Here is a 14,686-nt window from a genome sequence, read left to right on the forward strand (position 1 = left end):
ACTTCCATTTAATCAATCGTAAATGATGGTATTGTCCGTGGAAATGCCGTTTACGAGACAGTTACGATTTTCTAGCATTCAAGCCATGGGTCCCCAAGGAATTCTGGAACTTTCCGGGCAGCCACTAAAAATCGAGGAGATTGCCTCCGTTGCGCATCGAAAGCGCAAGGTAGCTGTTGCGAAAGATGCATGGCGCAAGGTCAATGCGTCGCGGTCCATAGTGGAAGGCGTCATCACGAGCGGGGAAACGACTTACGGCATCAACACTGGATTTGGCAAGCTGGCCGACGTGCGGATTGCTGATGAAGACCTGAAGGCGCTGCAACACAACCTTGTTCGCAGCCATGCGAGCGGCGTGGGAGAGGCGTTGCCGGAGCCGGAAACGCGGGCCATGTTGCTGCTGCGTGCCAATGTTCTGGCCAAAGGGCACAGCGGTGTGCGGCCGGTTGTGATCGAAACACTACTCTCGCTTTTAAATCACGAAATTCATCCTGTGGTCCCTTCCCGCGGTTCTGTCGGAGCAAGCGGCGATCTGGCACCGCTGGCGCATCTGGCGCTGGCACTGATGGGCGAAGGGGAAGTTTTTTATCAGGGCAAGCGAACCAGAGCGTGCTGTGCTTTGAAAGAAGAGGGAATTTCGCCTCTTGCGCTGGAAGCAAAAGAGGGGCTTGCGCTTCTGAATGGTACGCAGGCCATGGCTGCTGTTGGAGCGCTTGCGCTGGACCGGGCCCAGCGCGTAACGCTGCTCTTTGACCTTGCCGGAGCCATGTCCCTCGAAGCCCTGCGCGGCACACCAACACCATTTGATGAGCGTATCCATGCCGTGCGGCCCCATTCTGGACAGGTCCAGGCCGCCGCGCACCTCCGCTATCTGCTGCAGGACAGCGAGATACGCGAGTCGCACCGCCACAACGATCCTCGCGTGCAGGACGCATATTGTCTCCGTTGCATGCCGCAGGTCCACGGAGCAGCTCGGGGCGTGCTGGCCCATGTGCGTGAGGTGATCGAGACAGAAGCGGGTTCGGCCACAGACAATCCATTGATTTTTCTGGATGAAAACGGCATTGTTTCTGGCGGTACGATCCTCTCCGGCGGTAATTTTCACGGTGCTCCATTGGCCCTGGCGCTAGACTACGCCGCCATTGCGCTCACTGATTTGATGAGCATCAGCGAGCGCCGTATTGATCGCCTCATCAATCCCGATATCAACGAAGGGCTTCCTCCATTTCTATCAGACACGCCCGGAGTGTCATCCGGCCTGATGATTGCACACGTTGCTGCTGCCGCGCTGCTGAATGAAGCAAAAGTATTGGCGCATCCTGCAAGTGTAGATTCAGTGCCGACATCGGGCGGCAAGGAAGACCATGTTTCCATGGGCATGACATCGGCCTTGAAGCTGCGCCAGATCGTAGAGAACGCCGAGCGCGTGCTGGCCATCGAAATGATGACTGCAGCCCAGGGGCTCGATTATCGTCTGCCACTGAAGCCCGCGCGCGAAGTTGCAAAGGCGAAGGCTGTGGTGCGCAACTGTGTGCCGCACCTCAAAGAAGACCGCGTGCTCTCAGGAGACATAGAAAAACTGACGGCAGAGATTCAATCAGGCACGTTTGATGTTTGGAGAAACTAAATCGGACAGAGCAGGAGAAACAACATGCTGCAAACCACCCCAGAAACAATCCGGGCGCCGCGCGGCAACAGGCTCAACACCAAAGGCTGGCAGCAGGAAGCTGCCCTGCGCATGTTGATGAACAACCTTGACCCGGAAGTTGCTGAGCGCCCGGATGAACTTGTCGTTTACGGTGGAACCGGAAAGGCAGCGCGTAACTGGGAGTGCTTCCATGCAATCGTCCGTGCGCTGAAGTCGCTTGAGAGCGACGAAACACTCCTTGTGCAGTCAGGCAAACCGGTGGGCATTTTTCGGACACATGAGGCTGCGCCCCGTGTGCTGATTGCCAACTCGAACCTGGTTGGCCAGTGGTCAAACTGGGAACATTTTCACGAGCTCGAACAGAAGGGCCTGATGATGTATGGCCAGATGACTGCCGGCTCGTGGATCTACATTGGCAGTCAGGGCATCGTGCAGGGAACATACGAGACTTTTGCCGAGGCAGGCCGCAGACATTTTGGCAGCCTGGATGGTAAGTTTGTCGTTTCTGGCGGAATGGGCGGAATGGGTGGCGCGCAGCCCCTGGCAGCCACTATGAATGGGGCACGCTTTCTCGGAGTCGATGTTGATCCGGCGCGCATTGAGAAGCGCTTGGCCAGTGGATACTGCGACCACATTGCGCATACGCTTGATGAAGCGCTGAAAATATTGGATGCTGCCAGGCGCGCGGGCAAGGCCGTTTCTGTTGGGTTGGTGGCCAATGTAGCTGACGTGTTGCCGGAGCTGATTCGCCGCAACATTGTTCCTGATCTTCTGACTGACCAGACCAGCGCGCATGATCCGCTCCAAGGATATGTTCCGAATGGGATGAACTTGCGCGAAGCTGTTGAGCTGCGTCAGCGCGATCCTGAAGAATACAAGCTGCGTTCTATGCGCACCATGGCCGAGCATGTAAAGGCGATGCTGGAACTGAAACGGAGAGGTGCAATTACCTTTGATTACGGCAACAACCTGCGTACCCAGGCCAGGATCGCAGGTGTAGAAGATGCCTATGAAATTCCGGGATTTGTGCCCGAATACATTCGTCCACTTTTCTGCCAGGGAAAAGGCCCATTTCGCTGGGTCGCACTCTCCGGTGACCCTGAGGACATTTACCGCACAGACAGGCTTGTTCTTGAACTGTTCCCGGAAGATGCAAGCCTGCACCGCTGGATCGAACTCGCGCAGAAGCGCATCCACTTCCAAGGCCTGCCTGCGCGCATCTGCTGGCTTGGCTACGGGCAGCGGGCAAAATTAGGTGTGGCGATCAATGAGCTTGTCCGCAAGGGTGAGATTTCTGCACCGATTGTCATTGGGCGCGACCATCTCGATGCAGGCTCAGTCGCCTCGCCTTATCGAGAAACCGAAGGGATGCGCGACGGTTCCGATGCCGTGGCGGACTGGCCTTTGTTGAATGCACTGCTGAACACAGCCGCCGGAGCATCCTGGGTGAGTATCCATAATGGCGGCGGAGTGGGCATTGGATACTCGCAACACGCCGGAATGGTGGTTGTTGCTGACGGCTCTGAGCTGGCGGCACAGCGCCTGGAGCGCGTTTTAACTACGGACCCCGGCATAGGCGTGCTTCGTCACGTAGACGCAGGCTATGCAGAGGCGATTGCCTGCGCAAGAGAGAGGAAGGTCCGCATTCCCATGGACGAGGGCCACGCGTGATCCAACTACACGAAGACAGTTCCTGGCCGCGCGCACATTGCTGGCTTGCAGGCAAACCTATGGCTTCAGCGCGTGGATTGCTGCGCGTGCTCGGAGCACCGCTTACGCTTGGATCGATCACACCCAGCCACTGCGATCTTGCTCCAAAGGCAATCCGTGATGCGCTTGTAAGCTTCAGCACCTGCGACATCATGCACAACCGGGATGTGCGGGAGCTTCGCGTAGAAGACCTTGGAGACCTGCCGCTTGCAGAGCAGAGTGTTGAATCAGCGCAGCAGCCTATCGAACAGGCAGTAACAAAGGCTCTGCAAAATGCCGATGCCATCGTCCTCCTCGGAGGAGACAACTCTATCACCAGGCCGGCACTGCATGGCATCAACAGTAATTTGCAACAGTGTGGGTTACTGACTCTGGATGCGCACTTTGATTTGCGTACACTTGAAGGCGGCCTGCGCAATGGAAACCCAGTCCGTGCGCTACTCAACGACGGTCTGCCGGGCGAGAACATCGTGCAGATCGGCATCCAGTCCTTTGCAAATTCCTGGGAGTACTTTCGTGTTGCAAAAGATGCGGGGATCCACGTCTGGCCGGTGGAAGCGGTGCAGTTGCAAGGCATCCGGAGAGTCGTCTGCGATGCCTTAAATGAGCTCGCACAGAAAGCGGAAACCATTTACGTCGATCTTGATCTTGATGTGATGGACCGCGCCTTTGCACCAGCCACAGCAGGTGCGCGTCCTGGTGGTTTGACTCCATCCGATGTGCGAGAGGCGGCGTATGTCTGTGGCGCCCATCCGAAGGTGAAAGCAATGGACCTGGTCGAAATCGATCCCACACGCGACATGAACACAATTACATCGTTGACCGCCGCATCTTGCCTTTTGTCTTTTGCTTCAGGACTGCTGGAACGCCTGTCATGAACCAAAACGAACCACTCCTGGTTACAAATTGCGCGCAACTCATTACTCTGGCTGGGCCCACACGCCCACGTGCTGGCCTGGAGATGCGCGAGCTTGGCATCATCCCCGATGGGGCCATGCTGATCAGCAACGGGCGTATTGCTGCCACAGGTCCCCAAGCAAAGATTGAAAAGCTGGCCAGTGCAGACGTGCAGGTGGTGGACGCAAATGGGCGAATTGTTCTGCCGGGATTCGTGGATGCACATACACATCTGGTCTTTGCCGGGAACCGGGCCGACGAATTTGAGATGCGCTGTATGGGTGCCACCTACCAACAGATCGCGGCGAGTGGCGGTGGAATCCGTTCGACGGTCCGCAAGACACGCGCTGCAACTGAGGCGCAATTGGTGGCAGCAGGAGAGAAATATGCAAAATGGTTTCTTGCCGGTGGAACAACAACCATTGAGGCCAAGTCTGGCTATGGACTGACAGTCGAGGACGAGTTGAAGCTTCTGAGGGCCATCCGGAGTGTTGCAAAAAATACACCGCTGCGCTGTATTCCTACCTTTCTTGGGGCGCATGAAATTCCAGAGGAGTACAGGTCCGATTCCGATGCTTACGTGGACCTTGTTGTGAAACAGATGCTGCCGCGGGTGGCCAAAGAGAAGCTTGCGGAGTTTTGTGATGTCTTTTGTGAAGAAGAGGTCTTCACCGTAAAGCAAGCGGAGCGCGTATTGATGGCGGCCAAGCAATACAGGCTGGGACTAAGACTCCATGCAGACCAGTTCACGTGCTGCGGCGCAGTTGAATTAGCGGCAAGGGTGGGAGCGAAGACAGCAGACCATCTTGAGCAGACAACATCGGAAGGCATTGCCATGATGAAAAGGGCGGCCATCCAGCCCGTTCTGTTGCCCGCTTCGGTTTACGCCATTGGCTCGCAGAAATACGCTCCGGCGCGAGAGATGATTGATGCAGGACTTGCGGTTGTGCTTGCCACGGACTTCAATCCTGGATCGTCGCCTACGACTTCTATGCTGATGGTCCTCTCCCTGGCCTGCACCCAAATGAAAATGACACCAGCGGAGGCCATGACCGCGGCCACGATCAATGCTGCGCATAGCCTCAATCGTGGCCAAGAACTCGGCAGTCTTGAACCCGGAAAAATCGCTGACTTTGTCATTTTTGATGCAGAAGATTATCGTGAACTGGCCTATTTCTTTGGTATGCCGCGGACCGTAGCAGTCTTTTCTGCGGGCCGACAGGTTGACCTCTGCCCAGTACTCTGATACTCATAAGTCAACCACCATGCAACCCCTGTCCAGCCGCCGTAATCGCGCTACAACCGTGCCGCAGGTCTCTATTTGCCTCAGCATGATTCGAATTATCTTCGAACATTGTGCGGGTGCGTAAGGCAACGGAGAGCCAGTAAGCAGCAAAGGCCACCACCCGCAGCGGGACGGTGGCTTTCTTATTTTCAGAGGAAAAGGAAGCAAGCATGAACGATGTTTCACTCAATGATGTACAGGCCGCGCGCGGGCGTATCCGCGATTTTATTTACTGCTCTCCTGCGCAGCACTCGGCGGCCTTGTCACAGATGACTGGCCAGCAGGTCTTCCTGAAACTGGATAATCTACAGCGCACCGGAGCATTCAAAGAGCGCGGTGCTTTGAACAAAATCCTAACCTTGACAGAAGCTGAAAAGCGGCGCGGTGTGATTGCTGCCAGCGCTGGCAATCATGCACAGGCCGTCGCCTTCCATGCCACGCAGCGAGGGATCCAGGCGCGGATTGTGATGCCTCTGATGACACCTCTGGTCAAGGTGTCCTCAACTGCTGGATATGGTGCGGAGGTTGTTCTGCACGGCGCAAATTACGATGAAGCTTGTGCCGAGGCGCTGCGGCAGGCAGATGCCGAAGGCCTGACCTTCCTCCATCCATTCGACGATCCCGATGTCATTGCCGGACAAGGCACCATCGGGCTGGAGCTTCTGGAGCAGGTCCCGAACCTTGAAGCAGCGGTCATTCCGATTGGCGGAGGAGGTCTCATCAGCGGAGTCGCCTGCGCCATCAAGGAAAGCAATCCAAAGGTCCGCGTGATTGGTGTGCAGACAGAACGTCTGCCTTCCATGCTGCGCGCGACCGAAGCAGGCAAGCCGGTCACGATCCCTGCTGAAGCGACCATTGCTGACGGCATTGCAGTCCGCCGCGCAGGCGATGTTACGCTCTCGCTGGTGCAGCGCTATGTGGATGAGATCGTCACCGTCGACGAAGAAGAGATTGCGAAGGCAATTCTCGTTTTGTTAGAGCGCGAAAAGACACTTGCAGAGGGCGCAGGCGCTGTGGGGCTGGCAGCATTGCTGCAAAAGAAAACATCGCTGATGGGCCAGCGTACCGCGGTCCTGGTCGGAGGTGGCAACATTGATGTCAGTCTCCTGGCCAAGATTATTGAACGCGGGCTGGTCAAAGACCATCGCTGGACAAGACTGCGCATTCACCTCACAGACAGGCCCGGATCGCTGCATCAGCTTACGAAAATTATTGCCGATGCACGGGCCAATATTGTGCAGACGTCCTATGACCGCGCTTATTATGGCGTGAATCTTGGCGATACGGTCATTGATTTTACGCTGGAGACAAGGGGCAGTGATCATGTGCAGCAGCTGGCTGAAGCCCTTACTGCATCTGGCTATCGTTACGAGTGGATCCAATAACGGAGTAAAATAAATGACGGCGCTTCACTCGCCCTTTGAGGAGGCAGCCGAGGTCACTATGGTACATCTTACGGGAGCGGCAGCAGCTGAACTGACGCTTGATCCGCCCAACTGGAGTGAGCAGCGACAGCTTGCACATCGCATGCTCGACGATATCTTCGATCATCTTGAAACGCTGCGCGACCAGCCAGCTTGGCAGCCGGTTCCGGCGCACGTGCGTGATTCTCTGCGCGAGCCGCTGCCGCGCTTGCCGCAAGGAGAAGAACGGGCCTATCAGGACTTCCTGCACAATGTGTTGCCCTACGCTTCTGGAAACCGGCATCCCCGCGCGTGGGGGTGGGTCCGCGGCAATGGCACTCCCTTTGCCATGCTGGCTGAGATGCTTGCAGCCGGCATGAATACACACGCGGCCGGGGGGCAGCAGGCCGCAACTTATGTGGAAGAACAAACCATTGCCTGGCTGGCGCAAGTGATGGAGATGCCTGTTGGATCAAGTGGAATTTTTGTCAGCGGCGGCACGATGGCCAACCTGCTCGGTCTTGCAGTGGCGCGCCATGCAAAGGCAGGATTTGATGTCCGTGAAGAGGGGTTACAGGGAACGCATCAGGCCCTGGTGGTTTACGGGTCCACAGAAACCCATATGTGGGCACAGAAAAGCCTGGAGTTTCTGGGCCTTGGGCGCCGTGCCTTCCGCAGGGTCCCGGTCAGCGAAAATTTTCAAATCGACACGGAGGCCTTTCAGCAGCAGGTCCGCTGTGACCGCGCTGCCGGATTCCGCCCGATTGCTGTCATCGCCAACGCCGGCACGGTCAATACTGGTGCGATCGACGATATCCTGACGCTAAAGAAGATCTGCGAGGAAGAAGACCTTTGGCTGCATGTAGATGGTGCTTTCGGCGCGTTACTGAAATTCTCACCCGAATACAGGCACCTTGTCGCCGGAATCGAGCTCGCCGATTCGCTCGCGTTCGATCTGCACAAGTGGATGTATCTTCCTTTTGAGGTCGGATGCCTTCTGGTGCGCGACGCAAAGGCCCATGCTGATGCATTTGCTGCACAGGCCAGTTATCTTGAAAAAGCAAACCGAGGGATGCTGGCCAATGGGCTTCCTTTTTCCGACCGCGGCATCGAGTTGAGTCGCGGCTTCAAGGCGCTGAAGGTCTGGATGTCGCTTAAGGCCTACGGAACAGAAACGCATGGGCAACTTATTGCGCAGAATGTTGAACAGGCGGCGCATCTGGAAATGCTGATCCGCAAACACCACAAGCTCGATCTGCTTGCTCCCCGAGTGATGAACGTGGTCTGCTTTCGGTACCGTCCGCAGGACCACATGGGTGTGGAAGAGATGAACAAAATCAACCGTGAGATTGTTCTGCGCCTTCAGGAATCCGGCGAGTTCGTGGTTTCAGGCACTCTGCTCAGAGACGATTACGCCCTCCGTGTTGCGAACACGAACCATCGCAGCCGGATGGAAGATTTTGCTGCGCTGGTGGAGGCAGTCGTACGTCATGGAGACGATCTCTGCAGCGGAGCTTCGCCCGCGTCGATGTAAGTCCGTACTCCAAAAAGGCGCGCGTTTGTGAGGTCTAAAACAGGTTCTCTCCGGCTTCGCTCCTGACTGCCTCAAGAAAACTCCGGAGCTCGCTGATACGCGGCAAGGCCAGATCTTTCGTGCTTTGCAGACGGATCTTAGCAGGCAAGGTGTCCAGATGTTTTTGTAAGGTCTTGATGGCATGAGTGAAAGTCTGGAAGCGTGTGTCGCGCCCTACTTTGGAGACGGTGCGCAAAATGCCGATTGCGCCAAGCTGTTCAAGGATGTCGGCATCGCGCAGAATCGTGGCTTCCAGGCTGGTAGGTTCATCCTGCGGCTGATGTTCGCGAATAGCGTCAAGGACAGCGGCGATTTTTTCGTTCGGGAAGCCAATTCTGTTGAGGATGCCTGGGGCCTGTCGGCAAATGTAGGAAACGTGGTCCCAGCGAGCCAGTTCGGAGGGGTCTTCGGGACGGTGTCCGACAAAGACACCAAGGTCATGCAGCCAAACGGCGGCGAAGACTACGTCGTCGTCATACTCCAATGATTTACCAATTTGACGGGTAAGCTCGTACAGCCGTGGTTGATGTCCGTATTTGTCTGCTGGTTTGGCTTCGCGGTGAATGAAGTCAACCAGAGCAGTGCGAAACTCGGGAATCATCTGAGTTTAAGGGTATCAGAGCAAGGGGCAGGGATGGGGAGAAAAGAGGACCAGGCCTGCATCAGCCTGGTCCTGGGTGGAGCGTTCAATCGCCAAAGGCGGCAGCCGGGTGTGGGGCGTATGCGTGGGAATCAAACGCCGGACGAAGGGTGCGTCTGCTTTCTTCAAGTTTGAAGCGCGAAATATGTTCCTGAAGGCGTTTTGCACCGGCCTGGACAGAGTTGACGATGGCGTTGCTTTCAGGAATGGCAGCTGCATTTTCCTCGCCAAGGCGATTGATCATGTCCACGTTCGCACTGGACTGTCTGGCTGCCTCAGACTGCTGCATGGCCGCGGCTGCAATCTGGGCGATCATGCTGTCCACCTGATCTGCCATGTGGATGATGCGCTGGAGCGCCTCTCCGGCGCGGGTGGTGGTTTCCACGCCCTCATTGACCGTAGCAGTACCGGCTTCCATTGCTTCGACAGCGGAGCGGGTGTGAATCTGGATGCCTTCGATCATCTGCGCGATTTCGCTGGTGGCATTGCGTGTGCTTTCAGCCAGGCGGCGGACTTCTCCGGCGACTACAGCAAAGCCGCGGCCCTGTTCACCGGCGCGGGCTGCCTCAATGGCGGCATTTAGGGCCAGCAGATTGGTTTTCTGCGCAATCTCTTCGATGACATTCACAATGCGGATGATCTGCTCAGATTCCTTGCCCAGGCGCTGGACGGTGGCTGCAGTATTACGCACGGAGTCGGCGATGGACTGCATCGAGAGGAGCATTTGCTCTACGGTGGATCCCCCTTCTTTTGCAGTCTTTGAGGCCTCTTTGGCGTTTTCTGCCGCATTTTGGGCGTGTCTGGACACCTCGGCAATACTGATGGACATCTCCTGCATGGCTGTGGCCGCCTGCTGGGTCTGGAGACTCTGCTCCTTGGTGCGCCTGAAGGATTCAGCCGACGAATGGGCCAGCTTTTCAGCGTCACCATTCACCGTGTTCGAGATTTCCATCATGGTGCGGATCATTTCACGCAGGTTGTCCTGCATACGGTTGATGGATATGGCAAGGCTGCCGACTTCATCCTGGGAGTCGGTGTGCAGCGCTTCTCCTGTCAGGTCTCCTTCCGCGATCTGCTGCGCACGATCTGCCACAAGAACAACGGACCGTACGATGCGGCGAATCGTCAGTTCAGCAAGGGAAGATCCGATTAGGCCGCCAAACAGAATGGAGAGCCAGAGATAGATGGCCTGTAATCTCATAGAGTGGATGGTTTCATGCAGGCTGCTATTCGTTGTGTGCATCAGCGCCGAGACGACTGTGGCCACTGTGTTCCTGCAGGCCGCCTCATGGTTCGCGACCTCTCCCTGCAAAAGATCGTAGGCTTTGCTTGTGGCGTCGCTGCCCTGGCCGATGGCCATTGCTTCTACCCGCTGCTGGCCCTGTTCGAAGGCCCGATATTCATTGAGGAGTTTGTCTACCTGTCCGGTACCAGTCATGGAATCAATGACATCGCGCTGCGCTGCAATCCGCGAAACAGCGTCCTCAGCCTGCGCTTTGCTCTTTTCCAGTAAATCTTTGTAGCGGTTGGCCATCGCTGGATCGATACCAAAGAGCATGTATGCCTTAAGGGCGTTGGAGGACTCAAGGATGGCCGCCCGCAGGTCCCGAACGGCACTTAGAGCTGGAATCTGCTGGGACGTTACATTTTCTGCCAACTGGCTTGCCTGCCGCATCTTAAGATAAGCAGCCGTTGAACCGAGAAGAATGCTTAACAGTAATACACCTGTGCTCAGGCGTAGTTTGTTTGTCAGGCGTGACTGGGTAAGTGTCATGGCCTCATCACTTCCTTTTTGGGGGATCACTAGTTCAGTTCAAAATTGATGTCCACGCCAACCGTGGCCGGTCCATCTCCCGGGGCAAACTTCCAGCGCTTGACGGCCTCTTCCGCAGCCGGGGACAGCATCTTGTTTCCTGATACCGCTTTGACTGCGGTAACACTGCCGTCAGGGGAGACTGTGGCCTCCACATGTACAATGCCACCAATTCGCATACGCTTGGCTATCTCCGGATACACTGGCGGAACGCGCTTTTCTACGCGGCGTTCTTCGCTGTGGCCAGGAAGTGCCCATAACAGAAAGGCGAAGGTCAGCGCCAATCGCCACAAGATTCCAAGAGCAGATTTACTGTGTTTTTGAGATTTCATAGCGACCTCAGACGTTGTCTGAGAAGCTTATCGGCGAAAATGAGCGAGACTTGAGATGCAATCAGGAAGGGGTTCTCACCCTCGACAAGGGTGTTTGAGAAAGGCTGGCGGGAAAGGAGCCCTTTCAGCGGGCCGCGCCAACGGCTTCAAAGGTCAGGTCGGTTGCTTCCATGCCAGTCCGGGCGCGCCATTCCTCAAAAAGCCGTCCATAGCTCAGCGTCAGCATTTCAGAAGGGGAAAGCCCAAGTTTTTTTGCGATGGCATCAATCCATTCATCAGGCCCTTCCAGCTCTGCAAACAGACCAATCGGAGTTTCGTCGAGAACACAATGACCGATGGAATCTGCATATTCGGTACGCCATTTCTCATAGGTAAAAGCTGGCTTGTAGCCAAGCTCCGCAAAGATTGTGGCCATGGCCTCCCCGTCTTTCACCTCCGTTTCTGTTTCCACGCGATGCTTGTGCCGGGAATTGTGCTCGTGACCGGGTGGCAGGCATTTGTGGGTGACAATCCACTGCTTGCCATAGCGGCGCAGGCGCAGGATGGATTGTTTGGCGCGAAGTGCGCGGTCGGAAGTGTCAAACAAAACGTTTCTCTCAAAGGTACGCGGCGTAATCTGACGGAAGCCCAGAGAAAATAGCTTCTGCTCAAGGGCCGCAGCGTCTGCAACCCGAAACTTCACTTCGATTTCGACGGCACTCATGGATTCAGAGTATCGTGCGTGCGGCCGGTGCGTATAGGGTCTGATTTCGGGGAGAGAGAAAAGAAAGGCGGAGATCGGAAGGAGAAAAATCTCCGGGGCCGATGTTTACTTCTTTGTTAATTCGTCCAGGAGTACCTTGGCTTTCGTTGCCAGCGTATTGGCGCCATCCAGATCATTGTCCAGCAGGGCCTGCCGGGCCTTAGCGAGAAAAGTTCGAATCTGGATGGCGGTTTTCTGCTGGTCGGAATTGAGACCACGTTCGATTTTGTCCAGTCCCGTTTCCGTGTTGGTAATCATTTGTTCGATGTCGCGCCGTTGTTGAAGATTGGTGGCATCTCCACCGGCCGTCAACTGTCCAATTGGAGAAGCGTCGGCGGGCGGAGCCATGGAGGCCAGATCGCTGGGTGATGGTTGGGCTGCTGGCTTTTCCGCAGCGGTTTCAGCAGAGGACGAAGCTGTTCGGGAGGAACCGGGTTTACGGCGCGAGACATGATGCGGCCGTGATGGTGTTGTCGCCTCCTGAGTATTCACCAGCTCAACCCGTGGTGGAATCGGGGGGGGCAGAGCAGGCAGAGCAGGATAATGGGCCATGGCTGATGGCGGAGGTACAGGGGCCTGGGCCTGTTGAGGAAGCAGGGGCTTCTCCTTGTGACTGCACCCGGTCACAGAGAGCAGGAAAGAGAGTGCTGCTGCGAGCACCGCGGTCCGACAGGCGGTGTTCATCCCCAAGGCTCCTTTGCAAAAGGCATGCTTTTAACCGCATCTGCATCCAGATGCCCACGCAGTCTGGAGTCGGAAGCGGTCAGGGCCGGAATCTGCAGAGTGAAAGTTGTTCCTTTGCCTACCTCTGATTCTACGCTAATCTGTCCGTTGTGCATCTGAACGATGCGATAGGTCATGGCCAGCCCGATTCCGCTGCCTTCCTTTTTGGTTGTGAAGTAGAGATTAAAGATTTTTGAGCGGATGTCAGGGGGAATGCCCTCGCCTTCATCGCTGATCCGCAGATAGCCCCAGCGCCCATCTTCACTGAGAGTGACGCGGAGAACACCCCCTTCCGGCATGGCCTGTGCCCCGTTCAGGACAATATTCAAAACAGCCTGCTTCATCAGGTCTGCATCGATTTTGGCCATGACCGGATGCGCGGGCATGGAATGGACAACATGTACATTCCTTGTTTCCAGTTCAGCCGAGGCGAGGGCCAGCACGGCGTAGACTACCGGTCGGAGGTCCTGCTCCAGGAGTTTCAGCTCAACCGGCCGTGAGAAATCGACCAGCGTTTGGACGACACGGTCCAGGCGCTGAATTTCATTCTGGATAACATCGAGGTGGCGTTTGGCAGAAGCGTCGTTGGTGGTAAGTTTATTGCGCAGCAGTTCCAAATGTACCACGATTGCATTGATGGGGTTCTTTACCTCGTGGCCGACTCCGGAAGTAAGCTGGCCAAGGGCGGCCATGCGGCGCGAGATTTCCAGCTCTGACTCGATTTCCTGCACGGATTCAAGATCATGCAGAGTGAGCAGAGATCCAAGGCCATGCCGCTGCTGTGAAGCACGATCGTCATAAATAAAGTCCAGTGAAATTTCGACACGCCGTCCTGTTTCTGTTGTGATCTCTTCCTGTACCAGTCCGAGCCCGCGGTCGAATGCTTCACGCACAATCCTGCCGAGAATTGTGGAGGAATCGAAGATTTCCTGTGCGCTGGCGCCGAGGATCGTATTACGGTCCTTCCCGAGAAAACGCTCTACTGAGCTGGACACCAGAACGGCACGGCCGTCGCGTGTGAATAAAATAATGCCATCCTGCAGGTTGGAGAGGATCTGATCAAGGTTTTCCTTCAGAGAAGAAAAGACCTCTTCCACATTCCTCATGCGCCTGCCGAGGCGTTCAATTTTGTTGGAGACCTGAAGAATCGCGTCACCATTGTGGTCTGAGGGTTCAGGTTCAGTTGCTACGGGGCCAGTTTCCTGCGCCTGGATCTCTGCGGTCAGTAGATCAAGACGTTTGCTGATTCCTTCGATAGGTTTGAAGGTATAGGTGGCCACAAGTGCCGCGACCACAAGAGAGATGACCACAGCAAAACCAATCAGGCTGGCCGCTTCCAGAAACCATGGGCGGAAGGCATTGCTTAAAAACGTGGTCCGGATGCCAATGTGCACAGTCACAAAAGGCTGGTTGTTGCGCTCCAGGGCAAGAGAAACATCGTAAACGCGCGGCGGACCGAAGACCACCTTCAGAATCTGCACCATAGACGCCTTGCGAAGAGAAGCATAGGCAGGACGCTGAGGAACAATCTGGTCCTGAAGAACGGGGTCGGTGCTCAGATAGGCGCGGCCGTTCTGGTCAGCAATGGAGATGTCAAAGACCGTGGGCGAGTAACTGATTACAGAATTAAGAAGCGCTGTCAGCGCGGTGTCTTGGCGCAGCGCATTGCTTACGGCCGTGCGCACGGCAGCCGGATCATTTGGGTCAAAGGGCTGGTTGCGGGTCCCATTCTCGATGGCCTGCCGCGTCGCGAACAAGAGCTGGTGCGCAACAATGTCGGTTGCATTGTAAGACTGGTCAATGTGCTGTTGCAGCAACTGGCTGAAATAAAGCCAGGAAAAGACGGACACTACGGCAAACACGAGTCCGGTAATCGCAAGAACAAGTTTCGTCTTCAGCCGCATTTCTGGTCCTTAAAAA

Annotated in this window: 12 protein-coding genes; 6 read left to right on the forward strand and 6 right to left on the reverse strand. The window is 56.0% G+C overall.

Features of this window, described 5'->3' with window-relative positions; translation table 11 throughout:
* Nucleotides 1-85 precede the first annotated feature (85 nt).
* The 6 genes from hutH (at nucleotide 86) to N655_RS0111125 (ending at nucleotide 8,477) form a co-directional block, all read left to right on the forward strand.
* Nucleotides 86-1,627 (forward strand): histidine ammonia-lyase, encoded by a 1,542-nt coding sequence (hutH, locus tag N655_RS0111095; RefSeq protein ID WP_026443053.1) that lies wholly within the window; start codon nucleotides 86-88, stop codon nucleotides 1,625-1,627.
* Nucleotides 1,628-1,651: 24 nt separating this feature from the next.
* The gene (gene hutU / locus N655_RS0111100; protein WP_026443054.1) at nucleotides 1,652-3,319 is read left to right on the forward strand and encodes a urocanate hydratase; all 1,668 of its coding nucleotides are present in this window, start codon (nucleotides 1,652-1,654) and stop codon (nucleotides 3,317-3,319) included.
* A gap of 59 nt (nucleotides 3,320-3,378) precedes the next feature.
* On the forward strand, nucleotides 3,379-4,236 hold the full coding sequence (locus N655_RS0111105; RefSeq protein WP_044934503.1) for an agmatinase family protein: 858 nt from the start codon (nucleotides 3,379-3,381) through the stop codon (nucleotides 4,234-4,236).
* Nucleotides 4,233-5,501, forward strand: a complete 1,269-nt coding sequence (hutI, locus tag N655_RS18505; protein WP_044934505.1) for an imidazolonepropionase — start codon at nucleotides 4,233-4,235, stop codon at nucleotides 5,499-5,501. The genes N655_RS0111105 and hutI overlap by 4 nt, the downstream gene beginning before the upstream one ends.
* Nucleotides 5,502-5,710: 209 nt before the next feature.
* Entirely contained in the window at nucleotides 5,711-6,925 is a 1,215-nt protein-coding gene (locus tag N655_RS0111120; protein WP_026443057.1) for a threonine ammonia-lyase, read from the forward strand.
* Between the two features lie 13 nt (nucleotides 6,926-6,938).
* Nucleotides 6,939-8,477, forward strand: a complete 1,539-nt coding sequence (locus N655_RS0111125) for a pyridoxal phosphate-dependent decarboxylase family protein (RefSeq protein WP_238324685.1) — start codon at nucleotides 6,939-6,941, stop codon at nucleotides 8,475-8,477.
* Nucleotides 8,478-8,511: 34 nt separating this feature from the next.
* On the opposite strand, the gene N655_RS0111130 is transcribed toward N655_RS0111125, so the two are convergent.
* The 6 genes from N655_RS0111130 to N655_RS18515 all read right to left on the reverse strand — a co-directional run bounded on the left by N655_RS0111130 (nucleotide 8,512) and on the right by N655_RS18515 (nucleotide 14,670).
* The gene (locus N655_RS0111130) at nucleotides 8,512-9,117 is read right to left on the reverse strand and encodes an HD domain-containing protein (protein ID WP_026443059.1); all 606 of its coding nucleotides are present in this window, start codon (nucleotides 9,115-9,117) and stop codon (nucleotides 8,512-8,514) included.
* Nucleotides 9,118-9,202: 85 nt separating this feature from the next.
* The gene (locus tag N655_RS18510) at nucleotides 9,203-10,930 is read right to left on the reverse strand and encodes a methyl-accepting chemotaxis protein (protein ID WP_044934507.1); all 1,728 of its coding nucleotides are present in this window, start codon (nucleotides 10,928-10,930) and stop codon (nucleotides 9,203-9,205) included.
* Nucleotides 10,931-10,959: 29 nt separating this feature from the next.
* A complete protein-coding gene (locus N655_RS0111140; protein ID WP_081823683.1) occupies nucleotides 10,960-11,301 on the reverse strand; it encodes an energy transducer TonB in 342 nt (113 codons plus the stop codon).
* Nucleotides 11,302-11,425: 124 nt separating this feature from the next.
* The gene (locus N655_RS0111145; RefSeq protein ID WP_026443061.1) at nucleotides 11,426-12,004 is read right to left on the reverse strand and encodes a class IV adenylate cyclase; all 579 of its coding nucleotides are present in this window, start codon (nucleotides 12,002-12,004) and stop codon (nucleotides 11,426-11,428) included.
* Nucleotides 12,005-12,109: 105 nt separating this feature from the next.
* Complete coding sequence (locus N655_RS0111150; RefSeq protein WP_026443062.1) at nucleotides 12,110-12,727, reverse strand: hypothetical protein; 618 nt, start codon at nucleotides 12,725-12,727, stop codon at nucleotides 12,110-12,112.
* Nucleotides 12,724-14,670: a two-component system sensor histidine kinase NtrB gene (locus N655_RS18515; protein WP_044934509.1), complete on the reverse strand. Its 1,947-nt coding sequence runs from the start codon at nucleotides 14,668-14,670 to the stop codon at nucleotides 12,724-12,726. Before N655_RS18515 ends, N655_RS0111150 begins: the two co-directional genes overlap by 4 nt.
* Between the last annotated feature and the right edge of the window lie 16 nt (nucleotides 14,671-14,686).

The sequence above is a fragment of the Pseudacidobacterium ailaaui genome (assembly GCF_000688455.1).
Lineage (GTDB): Bacteria > Acidobacteriota > Terriglobia > Terriglobales > Acidobacteriaceae > Pseudacidobacterium > Pseudacidobacterium ailaaui.

Bases quoted from the DNA above. Each gene is read 5' to 3' on its own strand.
- N655_RS0111120 (WP_026443057.1), top strand. From the start codon at position 5,711: ATGAACGATGTTTCACTCAATGATGTACAGGCCGCGCGCGGGCGTATC.
- hutH (WP_026443053.1), top strand. From the start codon at position 86: ATGGGTCCCCAAGGAATTCTGGAACTTTCCGGGCAGCCACTAAAAATC.
- N655_RS0111105 (WP_044934503.1), top strand. From the start codon at position 3,379: ATGGCTTCAGCGCGTGGATTGCTGCGCGTGCTCGGAGCACCGCTTACG.
- N655_RS0111130 (WP_026443059.1), bottom strand. From the start codon at position 9,117: ATGATTCCCGAGTTTCGCACTGCTCTGGTTGACTTCATTCACCGCGAA.
- N655_RS18510 (WP_044934507.1), bottom strand. From the start codon at position 10,930: ATGACACTTACCCAGTCACGCCTGACAAACAAACTACGCCTGAGCACA.
- N655_RS18515 (WP_044934509.1), bottom strand. From the start codon at position 14,670: ATGCGGCTGAAGACGAAACTTGTTCTTGCGATTACCGGACTCGTGTTT.
- hutI (WP_044934505.1), top strand. From the start codon at position 4,233: ATGAACCAAAACGAACCACTCCTGGTTACAAATTGCGCGCAACTCATT.
- N655_RS0111125 (WP_238324685.1), top strand. From the start codon at position 6,939: ATGACGGCGCTTCACTCGCCCTTTGAGGAGGCAGCCGAGGTCACTATG.
- N655_RS0111150 (WP_026443062.1), bottom strand. From the start codon at position 12,727: ATGAACACCGCCTGTCGGACCGCGGTGCTCGCAGCAGCACTCTCTTTC.
- N655_RS0111140 (WP_081823683.1), bottom strand. From the start codon at position 11,301: ATGAAATCTCAAAAACACAGTAAATCTGCTCTTGGAATCTTGTGGCGA.
- hutU (WP_026443054.1), top strand. From the start codon at position 1,652: ATGCTGCAAACCACCCCAGAAACAATCCGGGCGCCGCGCGGCAACAGG.
- N655_RS0111145 (WP_026443061.1), bottom strand. From the start codon at position 12,004: ATGAGTGCCGTCGAAATCGAAGTGAAGTTTCGGGTTGCAGACGCTGCG.